Below are 17,174 nucleotides of genomic sequence, written 5' to 3'. Positions count from 1 at the left end.
ATAAAAACATATCGAAGGCCAGCCGCGCGGCGTCCACATGCCGCGCGCCGCTGTCCTTTCAGGAGTACAAACGTGTCATCGAATCCCGCTCAATCCAGCCGGAGCGTCGCCGCGTCACGCGAAGGCTCGCGCGCCGACCGCTATATCCAGCTCACTTTGCTCGTTCTGGCCGCCGGCGCCATTTATCCGATTCTGTATCTGCGGCAGGTTTATCAGCCGACGATGCTCGAAGTCTTTCACATCACCGAATCGCAACTCGGTTATCTGTATTCCGCGCTCGGCACGATCTTTCTCGTCTGCTATCTGCCGAGCGGCTGGCTCGCGGACCGCATCGCGCCGCGCGTGCTCATCAGCTTCTCGCTGATCGCGACGGGCGCGCTGGGCCTGTGGTACTCCACCGCGCCGGCATTCGGCTCGCTGATCGTGATCTTCGGTTGCTGGGGCCTGACGACGGGCCTCACGTTCTGGGCCGCGATCATCAAGCGCGTGCAGATGATCGCCGGCACCGACGAACAAGGCCGCTTCTTCGGCTTTCTCGATGGCGGGCGCGGTCTGATCGAAGCGCTGCTCGCGACCATCGCGATATCGCTCTTCGCGTGGGCCACGCAGACGCACGGCGAATCGACGGCGGCGGGCTTCCGGCTCGTCGTCTACATGTACGCGTTTCTATGCATCGGGCTCGGCGTCGTGCTCGGTCTCGTGCGCGATCCGGCCGCTGTCGAGGCGAAGGAAACGAAGCGCCGCGACAGCAACGTCATGCGCGATCTCGCCGTGCTGCTGAAGAACCCGCAACTGTGGCTGCTCGCCGCGATCGTGTTCTGCGGCTATCAGGTGTTCTGGGCGACTTACAGCTTCTCCGCGTATCTGCATGAGCAGGAAATCGGCCTGTCGGTGGTGGCGGCCGGCTTCATCACGACGCTCAAGCTGTGGATGCGCCCGATCGGCGGCATCGGCGGCGGCTTTCTCGGCGACCGCTTCTCGAAGACCTCGGTGCTCGTGTTCGCGCTGTTCGCGGCGGCGGCCGCGCTGCTCGTGCTGATGGCCGCGCCGTCCATCGGCAGCCATGCGGTCATCGCCGTGGTCGTGCTGTTCATCGGCGTGATGACCTACGCGATTCGCGGCCTCTACTGGTCGCTGCTCGATCAGTGCAAGGTGCCGCCCGAAACCATGGGCCTCGCCATCGGCCTCGTCTCCGTGATCGGCTATTCGCCGGATGCGGTGCTGCCGCTCATCAACGGCTATCTCACGCAGAACTATCCGGGCGTGCATGGCTATCAACTCTACTTCGGCTATATCGCCTGCATGTCCGTGCTGGGCGGTGTCGCCGGTCTCGTCTTCAAGCATCGTCTCGACAAGCAGGAAGCTCAAGCATGAAAATCGCCGCGCTGGAAACTCATATCGTCGCCGTGCCGCCGCCGCATGTGGGCGGCATGTACTGGATCTTCGTCAAGCTGCGTACCGATTGCGGCATCGAGGGCGTGGGCGAGATCTACTCCGCGACGTTCCATCCGAAAGCGATGACGCCGATCATCGAGGACGTGTTCGAACGCTATCTGCTCGGACACGATCCGCATCATGTCGAGCGCTTCTATCGCGAGTGCTATTCGAGCGGCTTCACGCAGCGCCCCGATCTCACGATGATGGGCGTTGTCAGCGGCCTGGAAATGGCGTGCTGGGACATCATCGGCAAGGCGGCGAACAAGCCGGTGTACGAACTGCTCGGCGGCCGCGTGCACGAGCGTCTGCGTTCGTACACGTATCTCTATCCGAAGAACGCGCGCGGCGAATACGATTACGACGATCCCGATCTCGCCGCCGAATGCGCCGCGCATAACGTGGAACTCGGCTTCACGGCCGTCAAGTTCGATCCGGCCGGCCCGTACACCGCGTATTCCGGACATCAGGTGTCGCTCGACGTGATGGACCGTTGCGAACTGTTCTGCCGCAAGGTGCGCGAGGCGGTCGGCAGCAAGGCCGATCTGCTGTTCGGCACTCACGGCCAGATGGTGCCGTCGTCGGCGATCCGTCTCGCGCAGCGTCTGGAAAAGTACGATCCGCTGTGGTTCGAAGAGCCGGTGCCGCCGGGACAGGAAGACGCGATGGCGCAGGTCGCCGCGAAGACCAGCATCCCGATCGCGGCGGGCGAGCGTCTCACGACCAAGTACGAATTCTTCAAGCTGCTCGAAGCACGCGCGGCGTCGATTCTGCAGTTCAACGTCGGACGCGTGGGCGGTCTGCTCGAAGCGAAGAAGATCGCAAGTCTCGCCGAAGTCCATTACGCGCAGATCGCGCCGCACCTCTACAACGGGCCGGTCGGCGCGGCGGCGAGCATCCAGATCGCGGCGTGTTCGCCGAATTTCCTGATCCAGGAAAGCATCGGCACATGGGACGGCTTCCACGCCGACGTGCTCAAGTCGGGCATTCGCTGGGAAGATGGCTACATCATTCCGTCGAACGAGCCGGGTCTCGGCGTGGAACTGAACATGGACGTCGTGCGCGCGCACACGCCGTACACCGGCGAGCGGCTGCATCTGCAGATGGCGGCGAAGCCGTTCGACGTAAAGGACCTCGCGCCCGCAAGGGGCTGAACCGAAGGCACTGAAGGCGACAGAATCATGGAATTCGATTACATCATCGTGGGCGCCGGATCGGCGGGCTGCATTCTCGCAGACCGGCTCTCCGAGTCGGGACAGCATTCGGTTTTGCTGCTGGAGGCGGGCGGCGCGGACAGTTCATTCTGGTTCAGGGTTCCGGTCGGGTTCACCAAGACCTACTACAACCCGGAATACAACTGGATGTACTACAGCGAGCCGGAAGCGCAGCTCAACGGCCGCCAGCTTTATTGTCCGCGCGGCAAGGTGCAGGGCGGCTCGGGCTCGATCAACGCGATGATCTACGTGCGCGGCCAGCCCCACGATTTCGACGACTGGGCGCGCGCGGGCAACCCCGGCTGGAGCTTTCGCGACGTGCTGCCGTACTTCCGGCGGGTCGAATCGCACTGGGCGGGCAACACCGAATATCACGGCGCGGACGGCAAGATCGCCATTACGTCGATGAAGGACGGCGCGCATGCCATCTGCGGCACGTTCCTGGAAGGCGCGCGTCAGGCGGGCTATCCGGTTACCGGCGACATCAACGGCCCGGACTACGAAGGCGCCGCCATCTATGACCTCAACGCGCGCAACGGCGAGCGCTCGTCGAGCAGCTTCGAGTATCTGCATCCCGCGTTGTCGCGCAAGAACCTGCGCGTCGAGCGCAATGTCACCGTGCGCCGCGTGATGTTCGACGGCAAGCGCGCGACGGGCATCGAGGCATCGCGCAAGGGCGAGCCGCTGACGTTCCGTGCGAAGCGCGAAGTCATTCTCTCGGCGGGCGCGGTCGATACGCCGAAGCTGTTGCAACTGTCCGGCGTCGGCGAACCGGCGCTGCTCGCGAAGCATGGCATTGCCGTGCAGCACGCGATGCCTGCGGTGGGCCGGAATCTGCAGGACCATCTGTGCGTGAGCTTCTACTACCGCGCGACGGTCAAGACGCTGAACGACGAACTCCGTTCGCTGGCGGGCAAGGCGAAGGCGGCGCTGCGCTATCTGCTCTCGCGCAAGGGGCCGCTGTCGATGAGCGTCAACCAGTCGGGCGGCTTCTTCAAGGGCGACGCGCAGGAAGCGGAACCGAACCTGCAGCTTTACTTCAATCCGCTGTCGTACCGTATTCCCAAAAGCAGCAAGGCGCAGCTCGAACCGGAACCGTATTCGGGCTTTCTGCTGTGCTTCAATCCGTGCCGGCCGACGAGCCGGGGAAGCATCGAAATCACGTCGAACCGCGTCGAAGATGCCGCGGCGATCCGCGTCAACGCGCTGACGACCGAAAAGGATCTGCATGAAGCCGTGCAGGGCAGCAAGCTGATCCGCAAGATCATGAATTCGAAAGCGCTGCGCGGCATCACGGCCGAGGAGATTTCGCCCGGACCGGACGTGCAAAGCGACGAAGCCCTGCTCCATTATTTTCGCGATCAGTCCGGCTCGATCTACCATCTGTGCGGATCGTGCGCGATGGGCGCGGATGCGGCCACATCCGTCGTCGATGCGCGGCTGCGCGTGCATGGCATCGACGGGCTGCGGATCGTCGATGCGTCGGTGTTCCCGAACATCACGTCCGGCAACCTCAATGCCCCGACGATGATGGTCGCCGAAAAAGGCGCAGACATGATCCTCGAAGACGCGCAGGCCGACCCCGCGCAGGCGTCCACGCCGGCGGAACTCGTGCCGGTGTGAGCTTCGCGGCGCGAGTACGCGTCGCCGAAGCTGCATAATTTGCCTCGATTCGTAAAATGCCGTCAAAGAACGGCATGCTCCGGTGCACTTGCGTGTCGAATGCGCGTCGCGTGCCGGAGCCGCCTCCGGCGGCGAAAAGGAGATCGTCTTGAAGCGAAAAATGCCCGCCCTCAATGCGCTGAGGGCTTTCGAGGTAGCCGGACACACCGGCAACTTCACACGTGCCGCGGAAGTGCTGCACGTCACGCAAAGCGCGGTGAGCCGGCAGGTCCGCCAGCTCGAAACGCAACTCGGCGAGACGCTGCTGGTGCGCCGCCATCATCATCTCGAACTCTCCGCGACGGGGCGCCTGTTGTTGCAGGCGCTCAAGTTGTCATTCGACCGCATCGAACTGACGGTACGCAGCATTCAGGAGAAGACGCACTTGAAGCGCCTGCGCGTCAATGTTCCGCCCACGTTTTGCAGCCGCTGGCTGATGCCGCGCCTGCAATCCCTGCGCGCGGCGGCGCCCGAGCTCGAACTTACCGTGACATCCAGCGTGAAGGACGATCTCGTCGAATCGGGCTCGCTCGACTGCGCAGTGCGTTTCGGCGACGGCGAGTGGGACGGCCTCGACAATCAGTTGTTGATGAACGAGCGGCATCTCGCCGTGTGTGCGCCGTCGCTGCTCGGCGGAAGCACGGGCGCGGCGGAGAATTTCGGCGCGTTCACGCTGCTGCACGTTCTGGCGAGCAGCGATCAGCGTTACCTGACGTGGCAGCACTGGCTGAAGGCCGCGCATATCGACGATGTCGATCTTGGCGGCGGCCACGAATTCGATCTGCTCGATCACGCGATCCGCGCGGCAGTGGACGGGCTCGGCGTCACGATGGCCGACCGCCACATGATTTCATCCGAGTTGCGGCAGGGGACGCTCGTGCCGCTGAGCGACGTCGAAGTGGACGGGCATCAGTCCTACTGGCTCGTGACGCGCACCGGCCAGGACGACGCGCCGCCGGTCGCCGTGTTCCGTGACTGGCTGCGTCGGGAGATCGAAGAACAGGAGCGCGGCTGGCCGTTGCGCGCGAGAGAATAGAAGGGCGGCCGGAGCGCCGCCGCGAATAAAAAAACCAGGAGACAACCGTGCGCCGTCTGCCATCCCTGACCGCATTGCGCTTCTTCGAAGAAAGCGCGCGGCATATGAGCTTCAACAAGTCGGCGGCCGCGCTGTGCGTGACGCCGGGCGCGGTCAGCCGGCAGATTCGCCTGCTCGAGGATGCGCTCGGCACGAAGCTGTTCGACCGCGATCACAAAGGCATTCGCCTGACGCGGCAAGGCGAGGAACTGCTTCAGTGCCTGGCGCAAGCGTTCGATTCGATCGAGCGCGTGACGCGATCGCTGTCCAGCGCGAAACCCGGCGAACGCAAGCGGCTGACCGTCACCGCGCCGCCGACCTTTGCGTCGCGCTGGCTGTCGCCGCGGCTCGGCGCGCTGATGGACGCCGTGCCCGATATCGACCTTTCCGTGCGCACCGATGCCGCCGACGATCGTCATTGCAGCATTCGCTTTGGATACGAGGCGCGCGCGGACCATCGCTCGGAGTTGCTGTTCATCGAACGGCATGTGCTTGTCGGTGCGAAGAAATATGCCGGGCTGCCGGTCGAAACGCTGCTCGAACGCACGCCGACGCTGCATGTGCTGCACAACGACGTGCGCTTGACGCTCTGGCCCAACTGGCTCGATGCGGCCGGTTTGCCGCGCGCTTGTGCGGAGAACGGCATCGAGTTTTCCACGCTCGATCAGGCGATCCATGCCGCGCGCGCGGGCTCGGGCCTCGCGGTGGTGGACCGCAATATGATCGTCGATGATTTGCATGACGGCGCGCTCGTGCAGTTGTCGCCGGTGGAATCGAGCGGGCCTTATGGCTACTGGCTGGATATCGCGCCGTCGCACGCGGGACTGGATTGCGTGCAGGCGTTTGCGGAATGGCTGCGCGGCGAGGGGGCGAAGGCCGCGCAGCTCTGAGCGGGCGATCAGTTGCCGCTTGCCTGGTTCAACGTCAGATGCTTCGTTTCCGGCGCCCAGGCAATCGACACGATCATGCCGACCAGCAGCACCGCGGCCAGCGCGAGCATCGTCATCTGGATGCCGGCCTGCGCAATGCCGACAGGCAGCAGAAACGTCCCGACTGCCGATCCCAGCCGGCTGCACGCAATCGACAGCCCCACGCCGCAAGCACGCGCCTCGGTCGGAAAGCACTCCGGCGGAAACACGCCGACGAGATTCGAGAACGCCGACATCGTCAGCGTGAAGATGCCGAACGCGACGATCATCCCGAGATTCGCCGAAGCCGGCAGCACCGCCAGCGCAAGCAGCGACGCGCAGCACACCGCGAACGAACCGATCAGGAACGAGCGGCGCGACAGCTTGATGGTCAGCCAGATGCCGAGCAGCGCGCCGAGCACGAGAAACGCATTCAGCAGCAGATCGGCGCCCGAGCCTTCGGGCACGCGGATCGCCGTGAGAATGCTCGGCAGGAACGTGTAGATCGCGAAATACGGAATCACGAGACACACGAAGAATGCGCAGTTGAAGATCGTGCGCCGGATCAGATCGGGCTTGAAGAGTCGCGCGAAACCGCCCGCGGGTGCGTGGTGTCCGCCGGCATCGGCGCCGAGCGTGACATTCGGACCGAAGTGCTTGCGCACGATGCGCAACGCTTCGTCCTTGCGTCCCTGGCCGAGCAGCCAGCGCGGCGACTCGGGCGTGCCGATGCGCAGGATCAGCACGAGAAACGCCGGCACGCCAGCCGACGCGAGCAGCCAGCGCCACGCGTCCGGCGAGGCGTCGGCGTAATGCATGCCGAGCACGTTCGCGATCACATAGCCGATCGTCCAGATCACACTGAACGAGCCGAGCAACGTGCCGCGATGCTTGCGCGGCGAAAACTCCGCGAGAATCGCATGACCGACGGCGAAGTCCCCGCCCATGCCGAAGCCGATCAACACGCGCAAGCCGACGAGCATCGCGGGCGTCGTCGCGTAGAACTGCGCGAAGGCGGCCGCCGTGATGATGACGAAGCTCAGCAGGAAGATCTTGTACGTGAGGATAATAGTCTGTACGTGAGGGTAATAGTCTGTACCAAAACGCCTAAGAGGATAAAAGGTTGTACCGGAACCAGCCTTTATTCATCATGTTCAGATTACCGAATGCAGTTTGCGGATTCGCCCAACTCAATAGTAGAAATCCCTTACTTTTTGCGCCGCCTCTATTTGTTCAGGTAAAAGCTGAGTTTTTGTCGCACCCACTATAGCCTTGGCCAAATGCTTGAAGAGGATAAAAGTTTATACGGAAGCGTTCATTCGGGAGACTGGCAGGCTCATGGGCCGTCAATGCCGGCGTCATTGATTTTTTTAAATCTATCTATCAACTTGGTATTTTTGGGGGGCAGAACTAAAGTGGAGAGGAGCCAACGCATCGAGTACGCATATGAGACTGCGCGAAAAAAGAAAATGACTTTAACGCCGTGCTGCAGCAGTGCGCCAATCGCACTGTTCGGATGTTATCGACGCTCCGTCGACGTTTTTGAGAGAAAAATTGTGCAATCAATCAGCGCTGCCGACCGCGATATGGTCCTTCGATATCTTCGTTTGGGTAAAGTACCGGAGGTCGGCCTTCAACACTTTTGTTGTAGAGGACATGCGGTGAGGTCATTGTGGCGCGACGTCCAAAGCGTCCGCGGTAGACACCCTTGTCTGAGCGTGATTCTCGCGCCTCCCGGGGCGGGAAAAACATACTGCCTCAATCTGGTGCGTGAATTCGCACTTCGCCACGGGTTAGTCGTCGCGAAGATGGACGTCGCTACACGCGGTGCCACTGATTCGTCGATTGAAGTTGATAGTTCGCTAGCCTCGAGATTATATAAAAATATCTCAACCCAAGAAGCACGGGAAGGGGAAGCACTGGTCGATATAGTCGACAAATTCATCAGTCACGCTAAGACGGATGCCGAAGGGTCGGGCAGGTTGGTCGAGGACGTCATCCACGCCCAACTGCACCCACTAACGGCGATGCCAGATGGGCATATCTTCGTGAGCGTAATTGAGTGCTATTGCCGAGGATGCATCCGCGGAAACGAACGACAGCGGTTCGACTCAATGCGTTGGATGCGTGGAGAGACGGTGTCAACGAAGGATGCGCGAGCCGCTCTGGGCGTCGTTTCCTTCGCTGACGAAACTTCTCTCTTCAATCATGTGCAAGTCCTCGCACGATTTGTTGGGCTTGCTGGTTTCGCTGGGATGATTGTATGTCTTGATGATGCAGGTCACCTCGACCGAATCGCGGACCCAACCGACGCCGAGGATTCGAATCAAAACCAGATATCGAGAGTTTTTCATGAGCCCTTCGATAAATCCATAGACGCGCTCGGAATCTTCTTAGCCATTCCGCCCCAGTATGGCGTACACACGTGGGAGACCAGCCTTCCATTGAGACGGTATTTCGACTGCTTCCGTCCATGCATGTCGCTTGATTTGATGAGGTCCGATGAGCTCCATCAAGTCTTGAATAAGCTGCGCGTGTTGCATGCGTTCGGAGACGAACAACGGGCTATCCCCGAAGTGGCCGTGAAGGCGTTCTTATGGGTAGCGTCCCGGGAGTCCGGCGAAGAATTGTGCAAATTTCCAAGAGCAATAATTGCGACATTTGTCGACATGTTGTTTCGGATGGAAGAGGGCCGAGGCGCTGAGTGGATAGACGCGCTTCTCGATACAAAGTTTGATTTCGAGAGTTCCGAGCCCTCAAATGCAAAAGAATGTTTGCTGCGCGAGACTAGCCATCAAGCTCGCCTATAGCAGGAGCGACGCAGCAAAACCGAGAAGCGGAAGCTTTTCAGGGACCCACGAGAGAGGGGGGCGCTCGCGACGTCGCGCATGCGGTTGACGTGCCTATGGCGGAGAGATATGTCGGTGGCAATGTTAGTCACGACGACAGCCGATTTGTAGCACGTCATTCCGACGACTGACAGTTGTATAGAAAAGACATTCGCAATGAGGTCGGGCCTTCGCGAGTGCGTGCGTGTCGATGCATGGCTGACTCTACTGACTACGCAGCGATGCGCGACGCAACCGTGGACGCTGCATCGCGAAAAATCAGCTTACCATCCTTCGTTTTCGAACTAGAGTGCCACTGACAGTGATTCAACGATTGGCCGCGCGGCCCCATTGGAGGCGCTAGATGCACACATCCAGCCCCTTAAAAGGAAGACGGAGGCAAAGGCCCGCTCGGACTCCCCTCCGCCCGACGGGGATAGCCTGTTCCACACTGACTTCCCCGTATCCGACTGCCGACATGACTGTGCCCTGTTCGCTTTGCCTTAGGCCGGTCGACCGAACGTCGCCACGCGTTTCTGTCAGCATGACGCAATTTGAAGACGAGTCGCAGCCTTGGTTGGTCTCAGCTCGAGTCGTCGATGAACGCGAGCTAGCCGTCTACTGCCCGGGCTGTGCGGAACCACGTCGCACATCAGCATTCGATGAGTCGGAACTAGGCGTTGCTGTATGAAAGTCTTCCTCGACGACGAGCGCGTCACGCCGGACGGTTGGACGCGTGTTCACTGGCCGCACGAAGCAATCCGACTCTTGGAGTTAGGCACCGTCGAAGAGATTAGCCTTGACCGCGACCTCGGCGACGATGAACGCGGCACGGGCTATGATGTCATTCTGTGGGTTGAAGAGGCCGTCGCGCTTCGGGTTTCCAGCCGCCCAAAATCTTCGTACACTCTGCGAACAGTTCGGCGCGGACGAAAATGGAATCAGGCGTACTCGCCATCGAACGCCTTGTACTCAAACAAAACAGATAACAACTACTGCTATGGACCACCTCGATTTGTCGTTTGACCACCTGTTTGAAACCCGCCAGCAAATCAAATGGTGGCCTTGGGTGGGCAGCGAATTCTCAAAGTCTGCTGTCAAAACAATGATACTTGGCGAGAGCGTGTACCGATGGAACGAAGGCGAAGCGTTCGACAAGCGTTACGCACTAACTTCGGGTCTGCGCGTTACTCATAAGAACCATGCACTGAAGTTCGACCGGGACTCACGCTACGTCCGCAACATTGAACGCGCAATATTCCAGAGGCGCAACCCAAGCGATACCCAGAAGCAATCGCTTTGGTTATCCGTTGCTTACCATAACCTAGTGCTCGATTTTATGAAATCGGTAAAGCGTCGGCCGACGGAGGAGCAATATCAAGCGGGATGGACCGCCGCGTTAGACTTGTTCGACGTTATGGGCGTGGAGCAGTGCTTGGTTTTCGGAGTAGAGTCACTCAACGCACTTCGGCTGGCCTCGCGCGAAGAACGGCTGCACTTTAACTGCGAGCGACATCCGACGAAAGTTGGCCGATTCTGTGCTCGCTCTGCATTGGTCCACACGAAGAGCGGAAGGGCGGTGAAGCTTTTGTTCGTTCGGCATCCGAGCAGCTTCTTCAGCTGGCGGAAGTGGGCACCGGTAGTGCGAGATGGGCTCGACTGGGAGTTTGCCGAAGCCAGGCCACTTCCCGAGGCACACGTCCCAGATACAGTTGCGCTGAAGTCGGCCGCGTAGGTCAAGCTGTGGCGAGGGCAGCTCGGAACGTCCTCGAAACAACGGTAGGCAAAAATCAGATGGGAAAGGCCGAGCAGAAGAGCAGCGAGGGTGCTTCTGTCGAGCGCGTTGCGAACGCGGCTCGAGAAGTCCAGTTGGCATCGCAGGCTCTCAAAGAGCAGTTCGATGCCGGGACGGACACTGCCAGCCGAACATTGCTGCTTGCTCATCTGACTGCAGCTATCTTTGAACTTTAGGCAGCGCGCGATGCACTCGACGCACTTCTGGCTCGGAAGCCTCTTCGCTCAATCTCCGCTTCGCAGTGGGTTTGCCGCAATGAAATGCAAATGAAGCGTGGCTTACGAGGGAGGGCGCGTCTGGAGGTCCCACGGATTACGGCACGTGCCGACTCCTGCGACTGGCAAGCGCAGAGTCGTGTGGTGGTCATCGACTGGCACACATACCGGCGCAGCACTATGGCCTAATAGCGGACGGCTTCGAACAACAACACGACGAGGAACGCGCGATGGAACAACTCTGGGAAAGCGTCGACCGACTAAAATCTCTCGGAGACCCCGCGGTCAAAGGTGCCCGCATCCGGCAGTTGCGTGAACCTCACGTCGCACCTCTCACTGCATACGTCGAAGAATTACGTCTAGAGGCAGGCCCCGGGGCACAAGTACCAGACTTCGACCCATGGGATGCCGGAGTGGGCGCCGAGATTTTGTTCCTTCTGGAGGCACCGGGTGCTCGCGCCGTAGCGTCCACGTTCGTCTCCCGCAATAATCCTGACGAGACGGCAAAGAACATGTTTCTCCTTCACGAGGATGCGGATATCCCTCGCACCCGCTCACTTCTCTGGAACGTGGTGCCGTGGTACATAGGCGACGGGGCTCGAATTCGCGCTGCGACGCCGCAAGACTTGGAACAAGGGCTCAAGCCGCTTCCACGTCTCATTCAGATGTTGCCGAAGCTTCGGGCGGTTGTCTTCATGGGCAAAAACGCTCAACAGGCGCAGCCGCAGGTCGCCGCTCTCCGGCCTGATTTGAGGTTGGTCGCGTGTGCTCACCCGAGTCCGAAGGTCCTCAATACACGACCAGGAAATCGTGAGGCCATTCTTGCTGTACTTCGAGAAGCCGCGGCTTTTCTGAACCAGTTTCCCAGCGCATCGCTTTTCGTAGCTCAGCCCCCGCGGCCTGCGCCCGTGACGCTGCAGCCGTTGACGCGCGAGGAGCAAGTTGCCCAGCAAATCGCGCAAGTGCTTCAATCTCTGAAAAATGCGGAGAAGGACGGGCAGGTGACCCAGGCCACCAGTCCGTCTTTTGCGCGGGAGATTGCCGTTCTGGAACGGGCCTTGAAGCTTCTAGGCGTTGACGCCCGCTTCTAGTGAGAACCGCATTGACGAACTGGCGAGCACCATCCAGCCTGTGTCGTCTCTAAGACACAGACGCCGTGCGTCAATACGCCGCTCCAGCGCTCAGTCCGAGAAGCAGAGGCGAAGAAGCCCGCACGCGAACGCTTACGCCGCCGTGTCCATCAGCTTCTTCAACGCGCGCAGCTTGAGACACACGGTTGCCGGCTTGACATCAAACCTGCGCTCTCGACCTCTAACAGGCTGTTGAAATATCCCTTCTTGAACGGGCGCTCGTTCACTCGAAAGAGCCAACGCGGCGTAGAGTCCCAACCAATTCGATGCCGAACTTCGTTGATTCAGGTGCTGCTAATGTCGCATTCTTCTGCGCGTTCGCGCTCATTCCGCCCGAGCGGCCAGCGTTCGCATGCGCGTCAGGTTGTAGGCGGTCTGAGTCAGCACAAAGAGTTGGTCGACGCGCTTCAGACCTCGATACATCACCTGCCGAATCCTCCCGACTGTCTTGCTCCAACCAAACACCTGCTCAATGCATTTGCGTTTGCGCTGACTGATAGCGTAGCCGGGCCATCGTGTCGTTCGAGCATCGATGGCGGAGCCGCCTGCGCGGCCGACGTTTTGTGCCACGTGCGGCGTCACATTATTTGCGCGGCACGTGGCCACGAATCCCGACGTGTCGTAGTTCTTATCCGCGCCGACGGTAATGGACGTACCGGCGGCTCGCGCGGCGTCTGCAAGCATCTGCGCCGCCGTGTCTCGCTCGGCCGTGCCGTTGGCCTGCGTGACCTGTGCGTTCACGACCAGGCCATGCCGATTATCGGTCAGCACGTGACCCATGTAGCAAAGCATCGCGCCCGTGCCACGACTCTTGCGAAACAAACGCGCCTGAGCGTCCGTACTGGATTCATGTGTGTCGTTGCTACGCTTCTGGCCATGCCAGTTCTCTTGAGAACCGGCACCGCCGTCGGGCGGCGAGTCGTCGTTCGACTTCGTCTTGGGCACGAAGCTTTTGTGCCCAGCCCAAGCCTGAATGAGCGTGCCATCGACACTGAAATGCTCTCCGGACAGATGACCGCGCACGCGGGCGGTCTCCACCGTCTCGTTAAACAGACTGACAATGACATCGTGAACCACCAGTCGGTCACGGTTCTTACTGAAAGTGGAGTGGTCCCAGACCGCATCGTCCATCGCGAGTCCGACGAACCAGCGAAACAGCATGTTGTAGGAGATTTGCTCCATCAACATGCGCTCGCTTCTTATCGAATACAGCACCTGCAACAGCAATGCGCGAATCAGTTTCTCTGGCGCGATGCTCGGACGACCGCCCTTGAGCTCGCTCTCATACATCCGCGAGAAGACCGCGTCCATGCGAGCGAGCGCATCGTTCAACCACAGTCGAATCGGTCGCAACGGGTGATTAGCTGGCACAAAATCGTCCAGCCTGGACATCGTGAACATCGATTCGGTATAGCCGTCCGCTCCGCGCATCGCTTCGGTCTCAGTGTCGTTCGATTCCTTCAATCAACGTTTGCCTCTCCAACCCGGATGACCAGCGCAGAGGGTATTTCAACAGCCTGCTAAAAGAGTCGTTGCCGAAGCGGCGCTTCTTTTCTTTCGCTACGCATGCGGAGACCGCCTGAGTTTCCCTAGCTTGCGATATTGCGCACAATATGCCCTCTGTGCAAGGAGCGAGCAAGCGCCGGCCCATACTGGAGTGGTCGGCGACTTGCCGAAATTGGAGGTGCCAATCATGAGCAATGGCGGCAGGAGCGGTGGCGGCAAGGCAGGCACTGCTGGTAGCAAATCCAGCGGAGCGCGCAGCGGAGCCTCGCAGGGCAGCTCGAGCGGGCGCGGCAGACCACCGACGGGGTTCCCAGGTGGAAACTGGCCAAGCACAACGGGAAATCCATCCGGCGGCGGCCGCGGCAACGCACCAACTGCCGGCAACAAATAGCGGGTACAGAGAGCTAAGGTCCAGCGGCGCTTGCTTACAGTGCCGCTGAACCGACCAATCACATCCGCGGGGGTTCGACGCGCGGCGGCCGAGTGTGGCCGTGCGCTAGGAGCCACCGGACCCAACTTTGGTGCGGCGCATTACTTCAATAGCGTGGGAAACTCGGGCGACTGGACGACCTTCGCGAGAAGGTCCTGCACCGCCGGCATGAGCGCCTGTGCAGTCTGGTTGCATGCAGTCTCACCATAATAGCTGGACGTGTACGAGTAGGCCTCGGCAATACTCATGCTGCGCCCGTTCGATGACTTGATGGTGAGGCCCAGATTCCATGTGCCGCTGACGGACGAGAATCCAATGTTTTCAAGTTGGCCGGTCAGCTGAACGGGGGCGGTCGGAGCATACACGCCGGCGATTTTGAGTTCAGAGATGAAACCGGCTTTCACGAACTCGGCGAAAGACTCCCCGTCGGGGGTCTTGATTGGGCCGACCGCACGACACATGATTTGGTTCGGGCTCTCGTTTGGAATCGGCGCTTGAGTGAATTGGCCAACCCCCACCCCGTTGACGACGGTGGTCTTCATCGCAACGACGTTGTCCGCGTTAATGGAATATCGCGGAACCGCATACGTGGAGCAACCTGCCAAGCTCGCCACTGCTAACAACGCCAGAATGACCTTCATCAATGCCCTCGCTTCGTCTTAATTTAGTTGGTGTTCTCGATGCCAGCGGTTTTCCCACTGCAGCCCGTACGTTGGCTCTAACGGCAGCGACTTCGAAAACTTGAGGGTAGGTCCGCGTTGTCTCACCCTAGACTGCAGAACGCTCTGCGATGAGGCGAACTAGCTTATCCGCAACTCGTCGTTATCACGAGTAGCAGGAACTGTTGAGAATTTCCCCTGTTGCTTGTCAGTGCAAGACTTCCTTTGAGGGCAATCAAGGATTGCTATCTCATGATGGGCAAATATGGCTCTGCGCGCCCGATATGAGCACGGAGACGGGCGCAACAAACGTAGAGCAGCTCCAGCGCGGCTACGATTCAAGCGAAAACGGAGGCTGCCGTTAACGGGTTTGTCACACTGTGACCGTCGAAACGAAAGTGCCGGCGCACTAAAACTGGGAGACTCCGTGAAAAAAATCGCTGCTGTCGTTGTCGCACTGCTGTGCGTTGTCAATGTCGCCCACGCTTGTCCTAAGGGTGAGCATCCCCACGGTGGGACTGGTTCGCATCACAATGGCGGCTACTGCTCCTAACTGATGTCGTTTCGACACGCCCGCGAAAGCGGGCTTTCGCTACTCGAGTCTTACCTCACCGTCAGGCATTCGCTGATAGTCGACGAGAAACCTCCGAAGGTCCGTCGAAGCCCCCACCCTTGCTCGTCGGAGCCATTTTCGATGTCACATACTCGCATGTCAGACCGTGGCTCATAGCCGTGCTATGGTTTTGCCGCAGGACGCAAGGTCATTAGGTCCTTGGCGGATTGACGGAACGCTGCTGCGGCACCAGGTTTGGAAAACTGAAAGAGCTCATTTAAGCCAGAGGCTGAGGTGAGCGAGAGTTCTTCGTAGCGGACAATAGGTAGTTCTCTGTTGTCCTTGAATCTTCGGTCAGGGCCGCCCGATTTGTTGACATACCTCCACGTGCGGCCGATTCGGACTGCATCAGTCGGGACGAAGTCTTCTTCAATGAATTGGGTCAAGCCATCGCTCATATGCAGGTCGGCGTAATGCACGGCCGCGACCTTCCGTCCAGTGATAACGAAAAGGCGGTCAGGACAGAAGTAGAGAGCGCTCGTCCCCGCGACGATGTACGGAACATCGAGATTGCACCTCACCTTCCAGAATCGTCCGACACCCATCTGTAATGGCTTGCGTTGAACGACGTTCGAAGCACCAGCATGATATTTTCTGTTCAGCACTGTGCCGGACGCATCAATCTTCCACTTTCCTGCGGAAGCTGCAAGTTGCATCAGTCCGTTGACCGCAGAGGAGAACGCTTGTTCGGATGTCGGGTCGAGGTCATAGAAGAGGACGGTTGCCCGGCGAGCTGTATCCCAGTAGTACACCCACAGCGCGGCGGCAGATAGAATGACAGCGATGGCACCGCTTACGATGGCGACGAGTGTCTCTCCATCTGACGAGAGTGCCGCGAAGACGACCCCAATGAACGCGAGCGCTGCGCACCATGGCCAAAGTGGCGCCATCTCCGCTTTGCGATTGATTTCATTAACCACGGAGTCGGCGGTGGACGAGGCTAGCAGAGTAGCGGTCGCTGATGCAGCGCTGGTCATGGGGCCAACGGTTGCAGTTCCAGGAGAAGTAATCGCAGGGCGAACTGCCGGCGAATTGGACCGAGGCTGCGAGTAAGCCTGTGGCTTGCCTCCGGGAGACGGTAAGGTCGCACGATAGGTGAACCCTGCTTTCGATATCGAGACGTAGTTCCCGCGTGGACCGGTTCCGACACGGAATCCCGGGACACCCACTGAAACTCCAATGCCGCTTCCTGAAACATTGAAGCGAAACGGTCCTGCGGAAATCGACTTCCTATAGCTCAGCCTCATGTCCTCTAGACTCTCTTCAGTGTCCTACGCAGAAGTTACCGACCATCCGGAATCCGGCGTCGCATTCCCACCCGTCCCCCGCATTGGCCAGATGAGCATTGGGTGGAAGGCTTACGGCTTCGCATGTGTTTCCAACCCGTCTGAATCCCGAATTACACTCCCAGTCGCCACCAGTGCCAGTTAGGTGTGCGTTGGCGGGGGTCGATTGAAGTGCCATGCAGACAGCACCGAACCTCATGTAGCCATCGTCGCACTGCCATTGCCCGTCTGTGGAGACTCGGTGGGCATTTGGAGGCATCGCCATCGGAACACAGCCCGTTGGACCGGCGGTCATGCCCGCTGGGCAATTGCTTTGCGACTGCTGACGAAGCGGCCGTGGGCAACCTAATCGGTCGACACCCGGAGGGCACGAAGGCTCACGCGCTGGCACGGGTGCTTGGGGAGCTGTCGTTGGCGTC

At 60.0% G+C, this 17,174-nt stretch carries 12 protein-coding genes and 2 pseudogenes; 9 read left to right on the top strand and 5 right to left on the bottom strand.

Annotated features, from left to right (window positions below; all coding sequences use genetic code 11):
- The first annotated feature begins 72 nt into the window (after positions 1-72).
- The 5 genes from PQR08_RS01185 (at position 73) to PQR08_RS01165 (ending at position 6,275) form a co-directional block, all read left to right on the top strand.
- Entirely contained in the window at positions 73-1,374 is a 1,302-nt protein-coding gene (locus PQR08_RS01185) for an MFS transporter (RefSeq protein ID WP_250486810.1), read from the top strand.
- Complete coding sequence (locus tag PQR08_RS01180; RefSeq protein WP_250486811.1) at positions 1,371-2,588, top strand: mandelate racemase/muconate lactonizing enzyme family protein; 1,218 nt, start codon at positions 1,371-1,373, stop codon at positions 2,586-2,588. Before PQR08_RS01185 ends, PQR08_RS01180 begins: the two co-directional genes overlap by 4 nt.
- A 27-nt stretch (positions 2,589-2,615) precedes the next feature.
- Positions 2,616-4,271: a GMC family oxidoreductase gene (locus tag PQR08_RS01175; RefSeq protein ID WP_250486812.1), complete on the top strand. Its 1,656-nt coding sequence runs from the start codon at positions 2,616-2,618 to the stop codon at positions 4,269-4,271.
- A gap of 160 nt (positions 4,272-4,431) precedes the next feature.
- Positions 4,432-5,346, top strand: coding sequence for a LysR substrate-binding domain-containing protein (locus PQR08_RS01170; protein WP_187603697.1), 915 nt, complete (start codon positions 4,432-4,434; stop codon positions 5,344-5,346).
- A 47-nt stretch (positions 5,347-5,393) separates the two neighbouring features.
- Positions 5,394-6,275 (top strand): LysR substrate-binding domain-containing protein, encoded by an 882-nt coding sequence (locus PQR08_RS01165; protein ID WP_250486813.1) that lies wholly within the window; start codon positions 5,394-5,396, stop codon positions 6,273-6,275.
- An 8-nt stretch (positions 6,276-6,283) separates the two neighbouring features.
- Here the strand turns inward: PQR08_RS01165 and PQR08_RS01160 are convergent.
- A pseudogene (locus tag PQR08_RS01160) lies at positions 6,284-7,348 on the bottom strand (MFS transporter); the annotation flags it as partial.
- Between the two features lie 225 nt (positions 7,349-7,573).
- Between PQR08_RS01160 and PQR08_RS01155 the strand changes: the two are divergent.
- The 4 genes from PQR08_RS01155 (at position 7,574) to PQR08_RS01140 (ending at position 12,222) form a co-directional block, all read left to right on the top strand.
- Complete coding sequence (locus tag PQR08_RS01155) at positions 7,574-9,103, top strand: BREX system ATP-binding domain-containing protein (protein ID WP_408160988.1); 1,530 nt, start codon at positions 7,574-7,576, stop codon at positions 9,101-9,103.
- 705 nt (positions 9,104-9,808) lie between these two features.
- Positions 9,809-10,147, top strand: a complete 339-nt coding sequence (locus PQR08_RS01150; RefSeq protein WP_313761204.1) for a cyclic-phosphate processing receiver domain-containing protein — start codon at positions 9,809-9,811, stop codon at positions 10,145-10,147.
- Positions 10,122-10,856, top strand: a complete 735-nt coding sequence (locus tag PQR08_RS01145) for a hypothetical protein (protein ID WP_250486815.1) — start codon at positions 10,122-10,124, stop codon at positions 10,854-10,856. The genes PQR08_RS01150 and PQR08_RS01145 overlap by 26 nt, the downstream gene beginning before the upstream one ends.
- A gap of 505 nt (positions 10,857-11,361) precedes the next feature.
- The gene (locus PQR08_RS01140; protein ID WP_250486816.1) at positions 11,362-12,222 is read left to right on the top strand and encodes a uracil-DNA glycosylase; all 861 of its coding nucleotides are present in this window, start codon (positions 11,362-11,364) and stop codon (positions 12,220-12,222) included.
- A gap of 363 nt (positions 12,223-12,585) precedes the next feature.
- Here the strand turns inward: PQR08_RS01140 and PQR08_RS01135 are convergent, their stop codons facing one another.
- From PQR08_RS01135 to PQR08_RS01120, 4 genes and pseudogenes are all read right to left on the bottom strand, one after another.
- Positions 12,586-13,692: an IS5 family transposase gene (locus tag PQR08_RS01135; protein WP_250486967.1), complete on the bottom strand. Its 1,107-nt coding sequence runs from the start codon at positions 13,690-13,692 to the stop codon at positions 12,586-12,588.
- A 606-nt stretch (positions 13,693-14,298) separates the two neighbouring features.
- On the bottom strand, positions 14,299-14,838 hold the full coding sequence (locus PQR08_RS01130) for a hypothetical protein (RefSeq protein WP_238216441.1): 540 nt from the start codon (positions 14,836-14,838) through the stop codon (positions 14,299-14,301).
- Between the two features lie 753 nt (positions 14,839-15,591).
- Positions 15,592-16,446 carry a hypothetical protein gene (locus PQR08_RS01125; protein ID WP_408161020.1) on the bottom strand — a complete coding sequence of 285 codons (855 nt, stop codon included), beginning with the start codon at positions 16,444-16,446 and terminating at the stop codon, positions 15,592-15,594.
- 123 nt (positions 16,447-16,569) lie between these two features.
- Positions 16,570-16,716 (bottom strand): annotated as a pseudogene (locus PQR08_RS01120) (DUF4236 domain-containing protein); the annotation flags it as partial.
- Positions 16,717-17,174: the final 458 nt, after the last annotated feature.

The organism is Caballeronia jiangsuensis (genome assembly GCF_046030135.1).
GTDB lineage: Bacteria > Pseudomonadota > Gammaproteobacteria > Burkholderiales > Burkholderiaceae > Caballeronia > Caballeronia jiangsuensis.
The sequence above is the reverse complement of the archived record's forward strand: the minus strand, read 5'-3'. Positions and strand labels throughout refer to the sequence as shown.